The organism is Pseudomonas sp. LG1E9 (assembly GCF_003290225.1).
GTDB lineage: Bacteria > Pseudomonadota > Gammaproteobacteria > Pseudomonadales > Pseudomonadaceae > Aquipseudomonas > Aquipseudomonas cyclaminis.
Window position 1 is genome coordinate 2,831,685 of record NZ_CP029983.1, and the last position, 15,818, is coordinate 2,847,502.

The following is a 15,818-nucleotide window of genomic DNA, read 5'->3' on the forward strand; positions in this document are numbered from 1 at the left end:
AGACTTATCATGAAACGCCTCACTGCTCTGGTCGCCGCCGCTATCATCGCCTCCACGGCGACCCAGGCCGGAGCCGTGGACCCCGACAAGCCACTGACCGTGCCGGCCACTGTTACAATTGTCGCCTTTGACCAACTGGAAGCCACTGCGCTGGCCCTGCACCCCGGTTCGACGCTGCTGGACACCGATCTGGACGAAGCGTACGGCAAGTATGTCTACGAGGTCGAACTGGAAGATCGCAACGGTATTGAATGGGACGTTGAATTGGACGCGCTCACCGGGCAGGTTCTCAAGAATCATCAGGATACGTAATGAAGGTAAATTTACGCACCGGCAGTCGCGTGGCGTTGGTGTTGGTGGTGTTCTGCTCGGGCTTGCAGGCCCGCGACCTCAACCAGGATGAAGCCCTCGCGCTGCGCCAGCAGGGCGTGATCCTGCCGCTGGAGCAACTGTTGCAGCAGGCCATGGCACGGTATCCCGGCTCCCGTTTGCTGGAGGCGGAGCTTGAGAAAAAACACGGCCAATATGCCTATGAAGTGGAGCTGGTGACCACCGAAGGTGTGGTGCGTGAGATTAAACTCGACGCCACCAACGGTGTACTGATCAAAGACGAGGAAGACTGATGCGCCTGCTTCTGGTGGAGGATAACGTACCCCTGGCCGATGAACTGCTGGCCGGCCTGCAGCGTCAGGGCTATGCCGTCGACTGGCTGGCCGATGGGCGCGACGCCGCGTATCAGGGGCGCAGCGAACCCTATGACCTGATCATCCTCGACCTCGGCCTGCCCGGTCTGCCCGGCCTTGAGGTGTTGGCGCAATGGCGTGCGGCCGCATTGGCCACTCCGGTGCTGGTCCTTACCGCCCGCGACTCGTGGGCCGAGCGGATCGAAGGGCTCAAGGCCGGTGCCGACGACTACCTGAGCAAACCTTTTCACCCTGAAGAGCTGCACCTGCGCATCCAGGCGCTGTTGCGCCGTTCCCACGGCCAGGCCAACCAGCCCACCTTGCAAGCCGCCGGCCTGCACTTGGACGAAGGCCGTCAATGCGTACTGCGCGACGGTGACGAGATCCAACTGACCGCCGCCGAGTTCCGTCTGTTGCGCTACTTCATGCTGCATCCCGAACAGATCCTGTCCAAAAGCCACCTGGCCGAGCACTTGTATGACGGCGAGACCGAGCGCGACTCCAATGTGCTGGAAGTCCACGTCAACCACCTGCGCCGCAAACTGGGCCGCGCCGTGATCGAAACCCGGCGTGGCCAGGGTTACCGCTTTGGCGCCAGCCCTGCATGAAGTCGATTCAGCGCCGCCTCAGCCTGGGCCTGATCAGTGTGATGGTGATTGTCGGCCTGGTGCTGGCACAAACCAGCCTGTGGTTATTCGAAGCTGGCTTGCAGCGCTATCTGGAAGCAGGGTTGCGCAACGACGCTGAAAACCTGTTGGTGGCGCTGGTGCGCGGGCCCAACGGCGTGCAGTTGGATGAGCAGCGCCTGTCGCCGGCCTATCAGCGGCCGTTTTCCGGGCATTATTTCCGGATTGATTTCGCCGACACTCATTGGCGCTCCCGTTCGCTGTGGGACCAGGAGTTGCCCCAACTGCCCGAAGCCGGGATCAAGGGCAACCTGCAACTGGGCCCGGAAGGCCAGCAATTGCTGGTGTTGCGTTCGGACTACAAACGCTTTGGCCAGTCGATCTCAATCAGCGTGGCCCAGGACTACACGCCAGTGCGGGAAAGCTTCCGGTTGATGCGTCAGATCGGCCTGGTGCTTGGGTTGGCGGCGTTGCTGCTGGTGTTGGTCCTGCAGCGGGTCACTGTGCGCCGTGCCTTGCGCCCGCTGGAAACTGCGCGCAATCAAATCGCCCAGTTGCAACAGGGCCAGCGCTCGCAACTCGACACCCAGGTGCCGCTGGAACTGGAGCCGCTGGTGGCGCAGATCAACCACTTGCTGGCCCACACCGAAGACAGCCTCAAGCGCTCACGCAATGCCCTCGGCAACCTCGGGCATGCCCTTAAAACGCCACTGGCCGTGTTGCTGAGCGCGGCGTCGAGCGAGGCGCTCAAGGATCATCCCGAGCTGAGCAAACTGCTGCGCAACCAGTTGGAACAGGTGCAACAACGCCTTAATCGTGAGCTCAACCGCGCACGCCTGGCCGGCGAAACCCTGCCGGGTGCCTTGTTCGACTGTGAAAAAGAACTGCCCGGTTTGCTGGCCACCCTGAACATGGTCCATGGCGAGCACCTGGACCTCAGCTACCACGCGGCCCCCGGCCTGCAATTGCCCTGGGACCGGGAAGACCTGCTGGAACTGCTCGGCAACCTGCTGGATAACGCCTGCAAATGGGCGGATGCCGATGTGCGGCTGACGATCAGTGAAACCGCCCGCAGCTACCTGCTGGCGGTTGAAGACGACGGCCCCGGCATCCCCGAAACCCAGCGCGACCAGGTGTTCAGCCGTGGCACGCGCCTGGATGAGCAGATCGACGGCCATGGTTTGGGGCTGGGGATCGTGCGGGATATCGTCGAGGTGTGGGGCGGGGTACTGCAGTTGCAGGAAAGCGAGCTGGGCGGTCTCAAGGTGCTGATCGAATTGCCACACCGCCAGATCTGAGCATCCGTAGCAGCTGTCGAGCCTTGGCGAGGCTGCGTGACGGACGCATTGACACCCCGCGATCTGCGGGCGCCAACGCAGCCTCGCTTGCGCTCGACAGCTGCTACGACCCGAAGCGTGCGGTTGCCCGGTGAGCGTCAAGACGTAGCTACGGCTGATTCAGATCAGACGCGAAACTGATCCATCAATCCCTGCTGCTGATTTGCCAGGCTATTCAATGCCTGGCTCACCCGCGCCGACTCATTGGCCTGTTCCGACAGCGACTCGGTCACATCGCGAATGGTCGCCACGTTGCTGTTGATCTCCTCGGCCACTGCGCTTTGCTCTTCCGCGGCGCTGGCGATCTGCAGGTTCATGTCGCTGATGACCGTGACCGCATCGCCGATCTGGCGCAGGGCGGTGACGGCCTGGCCGACCTGTTCGACGCTGCCCTGGGCCTGGCGATAGCTGTTGCCCATGGAGCCGACCACATCCTCGGTGCCGCTTTGCAGTTGCTCGATCACCAGGCGGGTTTCTTCCACCGATTCCTGGGTGCGCCGCGCAAGGTTGCGCACCTCATCCGCCACCACCGCAAAGCCCCGACCGGCCTCACCGGCGCGGGCGGCTTCGATGGCGGCGTTGAGCGCCAACAGGTTGGTCTGCTCGGCAATGCCGCGAATCACTTCCAGCACCGAACCGATTTTCTCGCTATTGGCGGCCAGGCCTTCGACCTGGCCCATGGCGGTGCTCATGTCCGCCGCCAGGTGACCGATGTTGGTGGTGGTCTGGTCGATCACGGTCAAACCGTCGCGGGTGGCCTGGTCGGCATCGCGTGCGGCTTGTGCGGCCTGGGCGGCGCTGCGGGCTACATCCTGGGCGGTAGCACTCATCTCGTGGGAGGCAGTGGCCACCTGGTCGACCTGGCGGTATTGCTGCTCCATGCCGGCGCTGGTCTGGGTCGCAATCGCGGCGGATTGGTCGGCAGTGCCACGGGCGTCCTGCACCGAGCGCTTCACCTCGGCAATGATCGGTTGCAGCTTGTCGAGGAAACGGTTGAACCAGCCCGCGAGCTGCCCGAGTTCATCTTTCTTGTCGTAGGCCAGGCGCCGGGTCAGGTCGCCTTCGCCGCTGGCGATGTCTTCGAGCATGTGCGCCACGCCGAGGATCGGCCGCGTCACGCTGCGGGCCATCAGCCACACCAGAATCAGACCGATCACCGCCGCCAGCAGGCCCAGCCCCAACTCCAGCAGCGTGCCACGTGCATTGTCGGCATCCAGTTGGGCCTTCAGCGCTTCGGCGGGGCCGACCAGAACTTTTTCCGGTACATCCAGCAACACGCCCCACAGCTTGCCGTCAGGAATCGGCGCGAACGGCGCCAGCACTTTGAGCTGATGGTCGGTGCGCAGGCTGCGGATCTGTGGGCCGCTGGCCAGTGCACTGAGCACTTGCGCGCCGCTGACGGTGTCGACCTGATCCAGGCGTTTGCTCAACTGGGTGGCGTCCGCGCTGTAGCCGGCCAGCAAGCCGGTAGCGCTGAGGATGCTCACCTGAGTCTGGCCGTCGTACAGTTTCTGGCTGGCCTGTTGGCTCACGGCCTGCAGGCTGTTGAGGTTGATGTCCACCGACAGCGACGCGATGACTTTGCCATTGACCGTCAGCGGGAACACGATGCTGGTCATCAGCACGTTCTGGCCGTTGATCATATAAAAGTAGGGTTCGATCACGCAGGGCTTGAGCGTCGTGCGCGGGCAAGTGAACCAGGCGTTGGCCGGTTCACCGCTGGGGCCGATGCTTGTGTCGGCCATATCGCTTTCCGGCAGGGCCATTGAGGTGAGCGTGCCCGGCGTCGGCTGCGACCAGTACAGGGCGAAGCGGCCTTTGTCGTTGCTGCCCAACTCTGCCTGATCGGCGAACAACTCGTCCTTGCCGTCCAGCGCATTGGCTTCGAACACCAGGGACAACCCCAGCAGGTCCGGGTTGGCCTGCAAGGCGGCCTTGACCTGGCGGGTCAGGTCTTCGCGGGTGTCGAAGGCGTCGAGGAAGCGCTTTTCGGCCTGCTCGCGCAGGAACAGCACCTGACGGGAAAAGCCATGGCCGTACTGGTAGGCATCCATGAACTGACGACGGATACCCAGCGCCTGGGCTTCGCCTTGAGCCTCGATGCGCGCCTGGGCGGAGGTATTGAGCATCTGCATGCTGGAGGCCTGGACCTGCTCCGAACTCTGCGCCATGCGATACAGCGACAAACCCACCAGCAGGGTCACGATCCCCAGCAGGCAGAGGCCCGCGAGCAGGGTGATTTTCCATTGAATGGAGAGCTGCCTGAGCGACATCGGGACATCCTTAACCTGAAAGCACATAGAGTCAGGTTGTCGGCTGCTTTGGGGGGTTCTTTATTCAAACGATCAATTTAAATTTGCTTTTTTGGTGAGCAAGCTTGCTTGGGCGGGGCCTTAGAGGGGGGGGTAAAAGCCGGCTCCAGCTGCGCTGTCGAACGGGAGCAAGCTCCCTCGCCACAGCAAGCTCCCTCGCCACGGTTTTTTGACATGCAGCCCCACCTCCTGCAAAGTGCGCGCCCTCTAATAAGACCTCCTTGAAGCCTGCACGCGGGTCGCCAGCCAATGGCCACCTGAGCGAGGGTATGCCTGTTTTTTATGTTTTTGCTTGAGGTAACCATGATTAACGCAGTCATCGCCGCGGTCGGCACCATGCTGGTGCTCAGCCTGTCCCGCGTGCATGTGGTCATCGCCATTATCGTCGGCGCCCTGGTGGGCGGTTTGACCGGTGGCCTGGGCATCGAAGCCACGCTCAAAGCCTTCAACGGCGGTTTGGGCGGCGGTGCGACCGTGGCGTTGTCCTACGCATTGCTCGGCGCTTTCGCAGTGGCGATTGCCAAGTCCGGCCTGGCCCATGCGTTGGCGGACAAGGCGCTGTTACTGGTGGACCGCCAGGACGCCAGCGGCGGCAGCCACGTCAAATGGCTGTTGATCGGCTTGCTGTGGATGGTGGCGATTGCCTCGCAGAACATCTTGCCGATCCACATTGCGTTCATTCCTCTACTGGTGCCGCCGCTGTTGTACGTGCTGACCAAGCTGCAACTGGACCGACGCCTGATTGCCTGCGTGATGACCTTCGGCCTGATCACCCCCTACATGTTCCTGCCGGTGGGCTTCGGCAATATCTTCCTCAATCAGATCCTGCTGGCCAATGTGGCCAAGAGCGGTGTGGACATCAGCCAGGTCAACGTGACCCACGCCATGAGCCTGCCCGCCCTGGGCATGGTGGTTGGCCTGCTGGTGGCGGTGTTTATCAGCTACCGCAAGAAGCGCGTGTATGACCTGGAAAAAATCGAGCGCGTCGAGCAAGTCGCGGTGCAATACAACCCGCTGACCCTGCTGGTGGCTGGTGTGGCGATTGCCTCGGCGTTCATCATTCAGCTGTGGCTGGACTCGATGATCATCGGTGCCCTGGCCGGGTTCCTGATCTTTTCGGTGTCGGGCATCGTGCGCTGGCGCGACACCGACGACCTGTTTACCGAAGGCATGAAGATGATGGCCATGATCGGCTTCATCATGATCGCCGCCTCAGGTTTTGCCGAAGTGCTCAAGGCCACCGGCGACGTGCGCTCGCTGGTCGAAACCTCGGCGGCGTTTATCGGCCATAGCCGTGGCGTCGGTGCATTGTTGATGTTGCTGGTGGGCCTGCTGGTGACCATGGGCATCGGCTCGTCGTTTTCCACGGTGCCGATTCTTGCCGCGATTTTTGTGCCGCTGTGTGTGCAACTGGGCTTCAGCCCGATGGCCATCGTGTGCATCGTCGGTACGGCGGGTGCGCTGGGCGATGCCGGCTCACCGGCGTCGGACTCCACCCTCGGCCCGACCTCCGGCCTGAACATCGACGGCCAGCATCACCATATCTGGGACACCGTGGTGCCGACTTTCCTGCACTACAACCTGCCATTGCTCGCATTTGGCTGGCTGGCGGCAATGACACTCTGATCTACAGATTCACCGCCGCTGGCCGATAACCTCTCAAGTCGCCTAATAAGAGAGAAAAGCCATGCGTCTGAGCCTGAAGGCCAAAGTCCTGTCCCTTGCCGTTGTGCCGGTGTTGCTGTTTGCCGTGGTGATCAGCCTGACCACTGTGTGGATCCTCCAGGGGCAGGCGCGCAACGAGGTGGATGAAACCCGCCAGCGTCTGCTCAACAACGCCAAGGCCACCCTGCAAAGTTATGTGGAAGTGGCCATGAGCACCATCAAACCGCTCTACGACGCAGCTGCCCCCGGTGACACGGCGGCGCGGGCCGAGGTGGTCAGACTGCTGTCCAACACCAGTTACGGCAAGGACGGCTACTTCTTCGGCTACGACTCAGAAACCATCCGCCTGTTCAAGGGCAACAGCCCTGATGGCGTGGGCAAGAGCTTCAAGGACAACCGCGACCCCAACGGCGTCTACGTCAACCGCGACCTGGTCAAGGTCGGCAAGGACGGCAGCCACTACCTGCAATACAGCTCCACCCAGCCCGGCCAGACCGAACTGGTGCCCAAGCTCGGCTACACCGAATACCTGCCCAAGTGGGACATGGTCATCGGTACATCCGTGAACCTCGACGGCATCGAAGCCCAGGTGGCGGTGGTCGAGGCCAAGGTCGAAAAACGCATGGAAGGCGTGTTGCTGAGTATCCTCGGCGTGGCGGTGGTGGTGCTGCTGGTGATCGCCGCCGTGGGCATGCTGCTGGCCAATACCATCCTGCGTCCCCTGCACTTGATGAAAGCCAACCTCGATGACATCGCTGCCGGTGAAGGCGACTTGACCCGCCGCCTGGCCATCACCAGCCAGGATGAGTTGGGCGACCTGGCCGGTGCGTTCAACCGGTTTGTCGACAAGATCCACGGGCTGGTGCGCCAGATCACGGAAATGACCGCGCAACTGACCGGGCTGGTGAGCCAGGTGTCCGACCAGGCCCAGCGCTCGGAGCAGGCCATGGAACGCCAGCGCCACGAGACCGATCAGGTGGCCACCGCGATCAACCAGATGTCCTCGGCTGCGCAGGAAGTGGCGCGCAGTGCCCAAGGCGCCTCCGTGGCGGCGCAACAGACCGACGCTGAAGGCCAGGCCGCCAAGCGCGTGGTGGACGGCAGCATCGCGCAGATCCATGCACTGGTGAGCGACATCCGCAGCAGCGGCGTGTCCCTCGACAGCTTGCAGCAGGATGTGGCGTCGATTGTCAGCGTATTGAGCGTGATCCGTTCGATTGCCGAGCAGACCAACCTGCTGGCCCTGAACGCGGCGATTGAAGCCGCACGGGCCGGGGAGGCTGGTCGTGGTTTCGCGGTGGTCGCCGACGAAGTGCGCGCCTTGGCCAGCCGCACCCAGACCAGCACCCAGGAAATCCAGGGCATGATCGACCGCCTGCAAAAAGGCACGGTCGCCGCCGTAGACGCGATGCGCCGCTCCAGCGATGCCGGTGACGGCACCTCGGCCCAGGCCAACCAGGCCGGCGCGTCCCTGGACACCATGGCCCAGTTGATCGGCACCATTAACTCAATGAACGCTCAGATTGCCAGCGCCGCCGAAGAGCAGACCGCCGTGGCCGAAGAGATCAACCGCAGCGTGCACCAGATTGCGGTGGCGGTGGACAGCGTCGCCGATGAAACCCAATTGGGCGCTCAGACTTCTCGCAGCCTGGCGGACTTGGGCCAGCGCCTGGGGCAGTTGGTCGGGCAGTTCCGGATCTAAACGTCGCGCATCAACAGGCCGAAGCGCAGGTCCATCTCGGTCGGGATCGGTACATACACGGTGTGCCCATCCCCTGGCGCCACCTTGATGGCCTCGCCCTTGGCGTTGTGCAACGTGGTCAGGTCAAAGTGGAAGTTGCCGGCGGGGGTCATCAGCTCCAGGTGGTTGCCCACGGCAAAGCGGTTCTTTACTTTGACCTCGGCCAACTCGCCCCGGCGCTCGCCAGTCAACTCGCCCACAAACTGCTGGCGCTCGGACACGGAGCTGCCGTTCTGGTAGTTCTGGTATTCGTCGTGCACGTGCCGACGGAGAAACCCCTCGGTGTAGCCGCGTTGGGCGAGGGACTCCAGATGGGTCATCAAGTCGCGATCAAATGCCCGGCCGGCCACTGCATCATCGATGGCCTGGCGATACACCTGGGTGGTGCGTGCACAATAGAAGTGGGACTTGGTGCGCCCTTCGATCTTCAGCGAATGCACGCCCATGTGGGTCAGGCGGTCCACGTGCTGCACGGCGCGCAGGTCCTTGGCGTTCATGATGTAGGTGCCGTGCTCGTCCTCGAAGGCGGGCATCTGCTCATCGGGACGGTTGGCTTCCTGCAACAGGAACACCTGATCTGTCGGCGCGCCGATCCCGAGGGTTGGCTGATATTCCTGGACGATATCCCCCGTGGCGTTCTCCACCGCCGGTGTAGCCTGGTATTTCCAGCGGCATGCGTTGGTACAGCTGCCTTGGTTGGCGTCGCGTTTGTTCATGTAGCCCGACAGCAGGCAGCGGCCGGAATAGGCCATGCACAAAGCGCCGTGCACAAACACCTCCAGCTCCATGGCCGGCACCTGCCGGCGGATTTCTTCGATCTCTTCCAGTGACAGCTCCCGCGACAGGATCACCCGGCAAATCCCTTGCTGCTGCCAGAACTCCACGCTGGCCCAGTTCACCGTGTTGGCCTGCACCGACAAGTGAATCGGCATCATCGGGAAATGCCGGCGCACCAGCATGATCAGGCCGGGATCGGACATGATCAGCGCGTCGGGGCCCATGGCAATGACCGGGGCCAGGTCTTTGAGGAAGGTCTTGAGCTTGGCGTTGTGCGGCGCGATGTTGACCACCACGTAGAAGCGCTTGCCCTGAGCATGAGCCTCGTCAATGCCGAGGGCCAGGTGGGCGTGGTCGAATTCATTGTTGCGCACGCGAAGGCTGTAGCGCGGCTGGCCGGCGTAGACCGCATCGGCGCCGTAGGCAAAGGCATAGCGCATGTTTTTCAGGGTGCCGGCGGGGGCGAGCAGTTCGGGGGCGATGACAGGAGGCATGGGCTTGGGTCGCAAAAAAGCGCGAGGGTAGATGAAGCGGTGCAGGGCTTTATTGATCTGGGTCTACGCTTAGCGCAACAAAGATGGCACTCCCAGGAGTTGCGGCGGACTAAGCACCGGGACGTAAACGCGCGCCCTGCTTTTTTGACATGGACCGAACATGAATCAAACCAACCTGCAATTCAAAACCCTGTTGTTGCTGCTGGTCCTGGTGACCGTCGCCTTTATCTGGATATTGCTGCCGTTCTACGGGGCGGTGTTCTGGGCGGTCATCCTTGGCATCATCTTTGCGCCCATGCAGCGCCGCCTGCAGCAGCGGTTTGGCTGGAACCGCAACCTAACGTCACTGGCCACCTTGCTGGTGTGCCTGGTGATCGCGATCCTGCCGGTGATCATCACCAGCGCCTTGCTGGTGCAAGAGGGCGCAACGCTCTACAAAAACGTTGAAAGCGGCAAGCTCGACGTGGCCGGTTATATCGAGCAGTTCAAGAACTTCCTGCCGCCGTATTTCCAGCATTTGCTGGACCGCTTTGGCATGGGCAACCTTGAAGGCCTGCGCGAGAAAATCGTCAAGAGCGCGATGCAGGGCAGCCAGTTCTTCGCCACCCAGGCGTTCAGCTTCGGCCAGGGCACGTTTGATTTCCTGGTGAGCTTTTTCATCATGCTGTATTTGCTGTTTTTCCTGCTGCGCGACGGCCCGGAACTGGTGCGTAAAGTGCGCACGGCGGTGCCGCTGGCCGAGCCGCAGAAGCGCCGTTTGCAGCTCAAGTTCAATCGGGTGGTGCGCGCCACGGTCAAGGGCAACGTGCTGGTGGCCGTGACTCAAGGGGCATTGGGTGGTTTGATTTTCTGGTTCCTGGACATTCCCAGCGCGTTGCTCTGGGCGGTGTTGATGGCGTTCCTGTCGTTGCTGCCGGCGGTGGGCGCGGGGATTGTGTGGGGGCCGGTGGCCGCTTACTTCCTGCTCAGCGGTTCGATCTGGCAGGGCGTGGTGCTGGCCTTGTTTGGCGTGTTTGTGATCGGGCTGGTGGACAACGTACTGCGCCCTATCCTGGTGGGCAAGGACACCAAGATGCCGGACTACCTGATCCTGATCTCGACCCTGGGCGGCCTGTCGGTGTTTGGCCTCAACGGCTTTGTGATCGGGCCGCTGGTGGCGGCGCTGTTCATGTCCAGTTGGGCGCTGTTTGTGGAGAGCAAGCCGCGGGTCAAGATGCCGTTGCCATAAGCTTCAGGCGTGGAGCCGGAAGTTCGAGGCGTGTTGCCGTTGTTTTTCGGCGGCGGACAGGGATGTGAGCGGGCCGCTGATGGTTTCGCCATCGCGTACCAGGTACCAGCAGGCGAGCAAGCCCAGCTCCCGAAGGGGGGCGGGGACGGCGCTGCCGATGACGGACATGATTTGAACAGTGGGCATAAGGACCTCCAATCGCTATGGGGGTCACCTTACGGGGCCTGGCGATTTAGGAAAAATCACCTGGGTCAATAGTCGACATCAACAAAAGGCGTCAGTCGACTACCTGATCGAGCATGCTCACCACTTCCTGCTCATTGAGCAGGCCTTTGCGCACCAGGTTTTCCGCCAACAACGCCAGGAACTTTGCAGTGCGGTGGCCTTCCAGGTGCTTGAGCTCCGTGAGGGCGCTGTAGACCTTGCTGGACGTACAGAGGCCAGCGGTGCGGTGCGGGTTTTGTGTGGGCATGGTCTGTCGTCCTTGTTGTTATTGGGTTGTTATTGGGTGGACTGGATCGATAGTGGGAGTGTGTGGTGACACAAACATGACAGCGTAAGCCCCGGTCGGGCAAGTAGACTTTCGACCTTAATAGTGTGGGATGGCCGCTTGGCCATTGTCCTCAGAACGACCTTGGCACGATAAATCCGGACGTCGTACACAAAAAAAGGCCCCGCTTGTAGGGCGAGGCCTGTTTCCGACATCACGATAAGGGCTTACCAACCGCGACGGTAGTAGCCGTGGGGAGGGCCGTAATAACCACGGGGTGGGCCGTAATAGACCGGTGCCGGGCGGTAATACACCTCTTGCTGCACATACACCGGCGGGGGCGGTGCGTAGTAGACCGGCGGTGGCGCGGCATATACCGGCTGCGGTTGCACGTAGACTGGCTGCTGCACATAGACCTCACGGGGTTGGCTGGCAACCACGGAGCCCACCACGGCGGCGCCGACCAGTGCACCCAAGACGGCCGGGCCACCCCATCCACCACCGTGGGCGGAGGCTTGGCCGGCCATAGCGAGTGCACCTACCAGCAAGGCGATCTTGGGGATTTTACGAATCATGGTCATTCCTCGGTTGGTCCCTGCGCTTGTGGTCTGCAATCAATAGACTCAAGTAACGTCGCGGGGATACTTTTAAGACAACATATTTCTGAAAAACAGCACGGCCGCTAGGTAAAGGTTGTGTAAGGTCTGTACCGATTTGCTTACTCAAAGGAGTTATCCATGCAGATGCACCCCAACAAGGACACCCAGCTGTGCATGTCACTGTCGGCCCGCCCCGGGAATTTTGGCCTGCGGTTTCATAACCACCTGTACGAACAGTTGGGTCTGAATTTCTACTATAAGGCGTTCAGCAGCCAGAATTTGCCCGGCGCGATCGGCGGTATCCGGGCGTTGGGCATTCGCGGTTGCGGGGTCTCGATGCCGTTCAAAGAGGCCGCCATTGAATTAGTGGACGAACTCGACGATTCGGTTCAAGCCATCGCCTCCCTCAACACCATCGTCAATACCGATGGGCGCCTGAAGGCCTACAACACCGATTACATCGCCGTCGAGCAACTGCTGAAAAAGCACGCTGTGCCGAAAGATTCCACCTTCGCCTTGCGCGGCAGCGGCGGCATGGCCAAGGCCGTAGGCAGCGCCTTGCGTGACGGGGGGTATGCCAACGGCGTGATCGTGGCGCGCAATGAAGCCGCGGGCAGGGCGCTGGCGCAGAGCTTGGGGTATGAGTGGCGTGCAGAACTGGGCGACATGCGGCCGCATATGCTGGTCAACGTGACACCGATCGGCATGACCGGCGGCGCCGAGGCCGATGCGCTGGCGTTTGAAGCGGATGCGGTTGATAACGCCGAGACTGTGTTCGATGTGGTGGCGATCCCCGCCGAAACGCCGTTGATCGTGCGTGGGCGGGCTCAAGGCAAGCGGGTGATTACCGGGCTGGAAGTGATTGCAATCCAGGCGCTGGAGCAATTTGTGCTTTATACCGGGGTGCGGCCAACCCAGGATCAATTCGAAAAAGCCGTGGCCTTCGCCCGAAGCTGAAGATTGCTGGTGATCAAATGTGGGAGGGGGCTCGCCCCCGATAGCAGTCTGTCAGTCAAAGCTGTTCCAACTGAACCACCGCCATCGGGGGCAAGCCCCCTCCCACATTGTTTGCTGCGTTACGCCTGTTCCAGGTGTGCCAGGCGCTCTTCAAGCGCGGCAATCCGCGCTTCCAACTCTTCTATGCGCTCCGCAGACACGCCAGCCCCACGCTCCACCGGATTCCCCCGCGCCGCGATGATCACCTCGATGTCCGCCGGATCCCCCAGCGCATGGGTATAGCGATCTTCACGCTGCCCCGCCTGACGCGGCACCAGCAGCGCCAATCCGCGAGCAATCAGGCGTTCCAGCTGGTGCACCACTTGCTCGGCATCTTCGAAGTCATGCATGCGCCCGCTACGGGTCAGCAGCTCATTGACGGTCTGCGGTCCACGTAGAAACAGCAGGCCGATCAGGATCACCTGGGCCGGCACGAGCTCCAGCGCCTTGTCTACGCGATGTTCCCAGCGGTCGGCGCGGCTGCCCATCACCAGTCGGGCAAAGCCTTGGCCTTCCAGAGCGCGAAGGCTTTGCCCGACCTGGCCCTGGCTGAGGTTTGTCACCGGCTCGCGGCTGGTTTTCTGGTTGCAGGCCAGCACCAGGGCGTTGAGGGTCAGGGGGTAGGTTTCCGGGTTGGTCGCCTGTTTTTCGATCAGGCAGCCCAGAATGCGGATTTCCGTGCTGTTCAGGCGCGGCTCAGGGGTGTCGGTGTCGTGCTCGGCGGTCATCGCGCTTTCCCTATGCAGTGAAGGCCACTAGCCTAATCCTGAAAAAATAAAAGACAAGCCGCAGGCATGGCTATAATCGCCGCTGGTTCCAACCCTGCCATTACCGATGAGACTGTCATGACTATTTCCCTGTACGCCGCCTCCATCCCAGTCTTCAAGCAAATGCTCAACGCCTTGAGCGATGTGCTGAACAAGGCTGAAGCCCACGCCACCGCCAAGAACATCGAACCCAACGCCCTGCTGCAAGCGCGTCTGTTCCCGGACATGTTCGCGCTGGTGCGCCAAGTGCAAATCGCCGTCGACTTCGCCAAGGGTGTTTCTGCGCGCCTGGCCGAGATCGAAGTGCCTAAATACGAAGACAGCGAAGTGACCTTCGCCGACCTGCAAGCGCTGATCGCCAAGGTCCTGGCGTTTGTCGACACCATCAAGCCTGAGCAAGTCGACGGCAAGGAAGGTATCGAGATCATCACCCGCCCGGGCACCCCGAAAGAGAAGCGCTTCAGCGGCCAGTCCTACCTGCTGACCTACGGCCTGCCGCAATTCTTCTTCCACGTCACCACTGCTTACGCCTTGCTGCGCCACAACGGTGTGGAAGTGGGCAAGCGTGACTACATGGGCGCTTTCTAAGCCTCCAGCCATAAAAAAGCCCGGTGTGGTTCACTCAAGAACCACACCGGGCTTTTTTGTCAGCGGCGTTTAAGCCGGCTGTTCTTCCTTGCCCAGGCATGCGGCGGCGGTGAACAGCACGTCGGTGGACGAGTTGAGCGCGGTTTCCGCCGAATCCTGCAGCACGCCGATGATGAAGCCGACAGCCACCACCTGCATGGCGATTTCACTCGGGATGCCAAACAGGCTGCACGCCAGCGGAATCAGCAACAGCGAGCCACCGGCCACACCCGAAGCGCCACAGGCACACACGGCCGCGACCACGCTGAGCAGCACGGCGGTCGGCAGGTCGACGTTGATGCCCAAGGTATGCACCGCCGCCAGGGTCAGCACGGTGATGGTAATCGCCGCACCGGCCATGTTGATGGTGGCGCCCAGCGGGATCGACACCGAGTAGGTGTCTTCATGCAGGCCCAGGCGCTTGCTCAACGCCAGGTTGACCGGGATGTTCGCCGCCGAACTGCGGGTGAAGAACGCGGTGATGCCGCTCTCGCGCAGGCACATCAGCACCAGGGGGTACGGGTTGCGGCGCAGTTTCCAGAACACGATGGCCGGGTTGACCACCAGGGCCACGAACAACATGCAGCCGATCAACACCATCAGCAGATGTGCATAGCCGAGCAGGGCGCCGAAACCGGAAGTGGCCAGGGTCGAGGCGACCAGACCGAAAATGCCCAGCGGGGCGAAGCGGATCACCACGCGCACGATCAGGGTCACGCCGTTGGACAAATCATCCAGCACGGTACGGGTGGTTTCGCCCGCATGGCGAATGGCGATGCCCATGCCGATGGCCCAGGCCAGGATGCCAATGAAGTTGGCGTTCATCAGCGCGCTGACCGGGTTGTCCACCACGCTGAGCAGCAGGCTTTGCAGCACTTCGGCGATGCCGCCGGGGGCGGTAACGGTCACCTCGTGGGTGGCGAGCACCAGGGGCGACGGAAACCACATGCTTGCAACCACCGCCACCACTGCGGCGGCAAAGGTGCCGAGCAGGTAGAGGAACAGGATCGGCTTGATGTGCGTTTCCTGGCCGTGTTTATGGTTGGCGATCGACGACATTACCAACACGAACACCAGGATCGGCGCCACGGCCTTGAGCGCGGTGACGAACACCTTGCCAATAAATCCGGTGGCCTGGGCGGCCTCGGGCATCAGCAGGGCCAGCAGGATACCGGCGATCAGGCCGATAACGATTTGGGTAACCAGGCTGACGCGCATAAGTCGTTGCAACAGGGAGGGGGCAGCAGTCATAAACAGTTGTCTCTAGTTTTTTTAGTAGGACGCAGCATTGCAGGCGAAAGCGCTGTAGGAACAGGCGCCAAGTCTACCATGCTGTAGGACACGTCCCGCTCGATGCGGCATTCCGTCACCCGCGCCGTAGGGTCTTGGTCAAACCCGGACACACTCTGTTAAGATTCATCCCTCTCACTTTTCCTATTCCGTCAGCGGGCCCTTCGGGCTGTCGTTGATGTCGTT

Annotated in this window: 15 protein-coding genes and 3 pseudogenes; 10 read left to right on the forward strand and 8 right to left on the reverse strand. The window is 61.8% G+C overall.

The features are described from left to right. Positions 1-9: 9 nt before the first annotated feature. Genes DNK50_RS13385 through DNK50_RS13400 form a run of 4 tightly spaced genes read left to right on the forward strand, consistent with a single transcriptional unit; the run spans position 10 to position 2,607 of the window. Positions 10-312, forward strand: coding sequence for a PepSY domain-containing protein (locus tag DNK50_RS13385; protein WP_099584870.1), 303 nt, complete (start codon positions 10-12; stop codon positions 310-312). Beyond that, complete coding sequence (locus tag DNK50_RS13390) at positions 312-623, forward strand: PepSY domain-containing protein (RefSeq protein ID WP_099584871.1); 312 nt, start codon at positions 312-314, stop codon at positions 621-623. The genes DNK50_RS13385 and DNK50_RS13390 overlap by 1 nt, the downstream gene beginning before the upstream one ends. Next, positions 623-1,291 (forward strand): response regulator transcription factor, encoded by a 669-nt coding sequence (locus tag DNK50_RS13395; RefSeq protein WP_099584872.1) that lies wholly within the window; start codon positions 623-625, stop codon positions 1,289-1,291. The genes DNK50_RS13390 and DNK50_RS13395 overlap by 1 nt, the downstream gene beginning before the upstream one ends. Continuing rightward, positions 1,288-2,607, forward strand: a complete 1,320-nt coding sequence (locus DNK50_RS13400) for a sensor histidine kinase (protein WP_099584873.1) — start codon at positions 1,288-1,290, stop codon at positions 2,605-2,607. Before DNK50_RS13395 ends, DNK50_RS13400 begins: the two co-directional genes overlap by 4 nt. Positions 2,608-2,771: 164 nt before the next feature. On the opposite strand, the gene DNK50_RS29495 is transcribed toward DNK50_RS13400, so the two are convergent. After that, positions 2,772-3,527, reverse strand: a complete 756-nt coding sequence (locus DNK50_RS29495; protein WP_371926575.1) for a methyl-accepting chemotaxis protein — start codon at positions 3,525-3,527, stop codon at positions 2,772-2,774. 150 nt (positions 3,528-3,677) lie between these two features. Continuing rightward, positions 3,678-4,946 (reverse strand): annotated as a pseudogene (locus DNK50_RS29500) (chemotaxis protein); the annotation flags it as partial. Positions 4,947-5,264: 318 nt separating this feature from the next. Between DNK50_RS29500 and DNK50_RS13410 the strand changes: the two are divergent. From DNK50_RS13410 to DNK50_RS29510, 3 genes and pseudogenes are all read left to right on the forward strand, one after another. Further along, positions 5,265-6,584, forward strand: coding sequence for a Na+/H+ antiporter family protein (locus DNK50_RS13410; RefSeq protein WP_162633411.1), 1,320 nt, complete (start codon positions 5,265-5,267; stop codon positions 6,582-6,584). A 61-nt stretch (positions 6,585-6,645) separates the two neighbouring features. Beyond that, a pseudogene (locus DNK50_RS29505) lies at positions 6,646-7,419 on the forward strand (cache domain-containing protein); the annotation flags it as partial. 321 nt (positions 7,420-7,740) lie between these two features. Then, a pseudogene (locus DNK50_RS29510) lies at positions 7,741-8,325 on the forward strand (methyl-accepting chemotaxis protein); the annotation flags it as partial. Here the strand turns inward: DNK50_RS29510 and yegQ are convergent. Continuing rightward, positions 8,322-9,635, reverse strand: coding sequence for a tRNA 5-hydroxyuridine modification protein YegQ (yegQ, locus tag DNK50_RS13420; protein WP_112194473.1), 1,314 nt, complete (start codon positions 9,633-9,635; stop codon positions 8,322-8,324). The pseudogene DNK50_RS29510 and the gene yegQ sit on opposite strands and share 4 nt — an antisense overlap. Positions 9,636-9,795: 160 nt before the next feature. Here yegQ and DNK50_RS13425 point away from each other — a divergent pair, with 160 nt between their 5' ends. Beyond that, positions 9,796-10,863 carry an AI-2E family transporter gene (locus DNK50_RS13425; protein WP_099584878.1) on the forward strand — a complete coding sequence of 356 codons (1,068 nt, stop codon included), beginning with the start codon at positions 9,796-9,798 and terminating at the stop codon, positions 10,861-10,863. A gap of 3 nt (positions 10,864-10,866) precedes the next feature. On the opposite strand, the gene DNK50_RS13430 is transcribed toward DNK50_RS13425, so the two are convergent. The 3 genes from DNK50_RS13430 to DNK50_RS13440 form a co-directional block, all read right to left on the reverse strand. After that, a complete protein-coding gene (locus DNK50_RS13430; protein WP_099584879.1) occupies positions 10,867-11,049 on the reverse strand; it encodes a hypothetical protein in 183 nt (60 codons plus the stop codon). 91 nt (positions 11,050-11,140) lie between these two features. Beyond that, a complete protein-coding gene (locus DNK50_RS13435; protein WP_032886687.1) occupies positions 11,141-11,335 on the reverse strand; it encodes a hypothetical protein in 195 nt (64 codons plus the stop codon). Positions 11,336-11,580: 245 nt separating this feature from the next. After that, entirely contained in the window at positions 11,581-11,934 is a 354-nt protein-coding gene (locus DNK50_RS13440; RefSeq protein WP_099584880.1) for a hypothetical protein, read from the reverse strand. 156 nt (positions 11,935-12,090) lie between these two features. Here DNK50_RS13440 and DNK50_RS13445 point away from each other — a divergent pair, with 156 nt between their 5' ends. Next, positions 12,091-12,909, forward strand: a complete 819-nt coding sequence (locus DNK50_RS13445; protein ID WP_112194475.1) for a shikimate 5-dehydrogenase — start codon at positions 12,091-12,093, stop codon at positions 12,907-12,909. A 119-nt stretch (positions 12,910-13,028) separates the two neighbouring features. Here DNK50_RS13445 and DNK50_RS13450 read toward each other — a convergent pair whose 3' ends face one another. Next, the gene (locus DNK50_RS13450; protein ID WP_099584882.1) at positions 13,029-13,676 is read right to left on the reverse strand and encodes a YceH family protein; all 648 of its coding nucleotides are present in this window, start codon (positions 13,674-13,676) and stop codon (positions 13,029-13,031) included. Between the two features lie 117 nt (positions 13,677-13,793). Between DNK50_RS13450 and DNK50_RS13455 the strand changes: the two genes are divergently transcribed. Further along, positions 13,794-14,303: a DUF1993 family protein gene (locus tag DNK50_RS13455; protein ID WP_032886679.1), complete on the forward strand. Its 510-nt coding sequence runs from the start codon at positions 13,794-13,796 to the stop codon at positions 14,301-14,303. A gap of 69 nt (positions 14,304-14,372) precedes the next feature. On the opposite strand, the gene sstT is transcribed toward DNK50_RS13455, so the two are convergent. Further along, positions 14,373-15,593, reverse strand: coding sequence for a serine/threonine transporter SstT (sstT, locus tag DNK50_RS13460; protein ID WP_099584883.1), 1,221 nt, complete (start codon positions 15,591-15,593; stop codon positions 14,373-14,375). Positions 15,594-15,818: the final 225 nt, after the last annotated feature.

What these genes read in the sequence shown, in the direction of transcription:
- DNK50_RS13385 (WP_099584870.1), top strand. Translation starts at nt 10, where the DNA reads ATGAAACGCCTCACTGCTCTGGTCGCCGCCGCTATCATCGCCTCCACG.
- DNK50_RS13390 (WP_099584871.1), top strand. Translation starts at nt 312, where the DNA reads ATGAAGGTAAATTTACGCACCGGCAGTCGCGTGGCGTTGGTGTTGGTG.
- DNK50_RS13395 (WP_099584872.1), top strand. Translation starts at nt 623, where the DNA reads ATGCGCCTGCTTCTGGTGGAGGATAACGTACCCCTGGCCGATGAACTG.
- DNK50_RS13400 (WP_099584873.1), top strand. Translation starts at nt 1,288, where the DNA reads ATGAAGTCGATTCAGCGCCGCCTCAGCCTGGGCCTGATCAGTGTGATG.
- DNK50_RS29495 (WP_371926575.1), bottom strand. Translation starts at nt 3,527, where the DNA reads ATGGAGCAGCAATACCGCCAGGTCGACCAGGTGGCCACTGCCTCCCAC.
- yegQ (WP_112194473.1), bottom strand. Translation starts at nt 9,635, where the DNA reads ATGCCTCCTGTCATCGCCCCCGAACTGCTCGCCCCCGCCGGCACCCTG.
- DNK50_RS13425 (WP_099584878.1), top strand. Translation starts at nt 9,796, where the DNA reads ATGAATCAAACCAACCTGCAATTCAAAACCCTGTTGTTGCTGCTGGTC.
- DNK50_RS13430 (WP_099584879.1), bottom strand. Translation starts at nt 11,049, where the DNA reads ATGCCCACTGTTCAAATCATGTCCGTCATCGGCAGCGCCGTCCCCGCC.
- DNK50_RS13435 (WP_032886687.1), bottom strand. Translation starts at nt 11,335, where the DNA reads ATGCCCACACAAAACCCGCACCGCACCGCTGGCCTCTGTACGTCCAGC.
- DNK50_RS13440 (WP_099584880.1), bottom strand. Translation starts at nt 11,934, where the DNA reads ATGACCATGATTCGTAAAATCCCCAAGATCGCCTTGCTGGTAGGTGCA.
- DNK50_RS13445 (WP_112194475.1), top strand. Translation starts at nt 12,091, where the DNA reads ATGCAGATGCACCCCAACAAGGACACCCAGCTGTGCATGTCACTGTCG.
- DNK50_RS13450 (WP_099584882.1), bottom strand. Translation starts at nt 13,676, where the DNA reads ATGACCGCCGAGCACGACACCGACACCCCTGAGCCGCGCCTGAACAGC.
- DNK50_RS13455 (WP_032886679.1), top strand. Translation starts at nt 13,794, where the DNA reads ATGACTATTTCCCTGTACGCCGCCTCCATCCCAGTCTTCAAGCAAATG.
- sstT (WP_099584883.1), bottom strand. Translation starts at nt 15,593, where the DNA reads ATGACTGCTGCCCCCTCCCTGTTGCAACGACTTATGCGCGTCAGCCTG.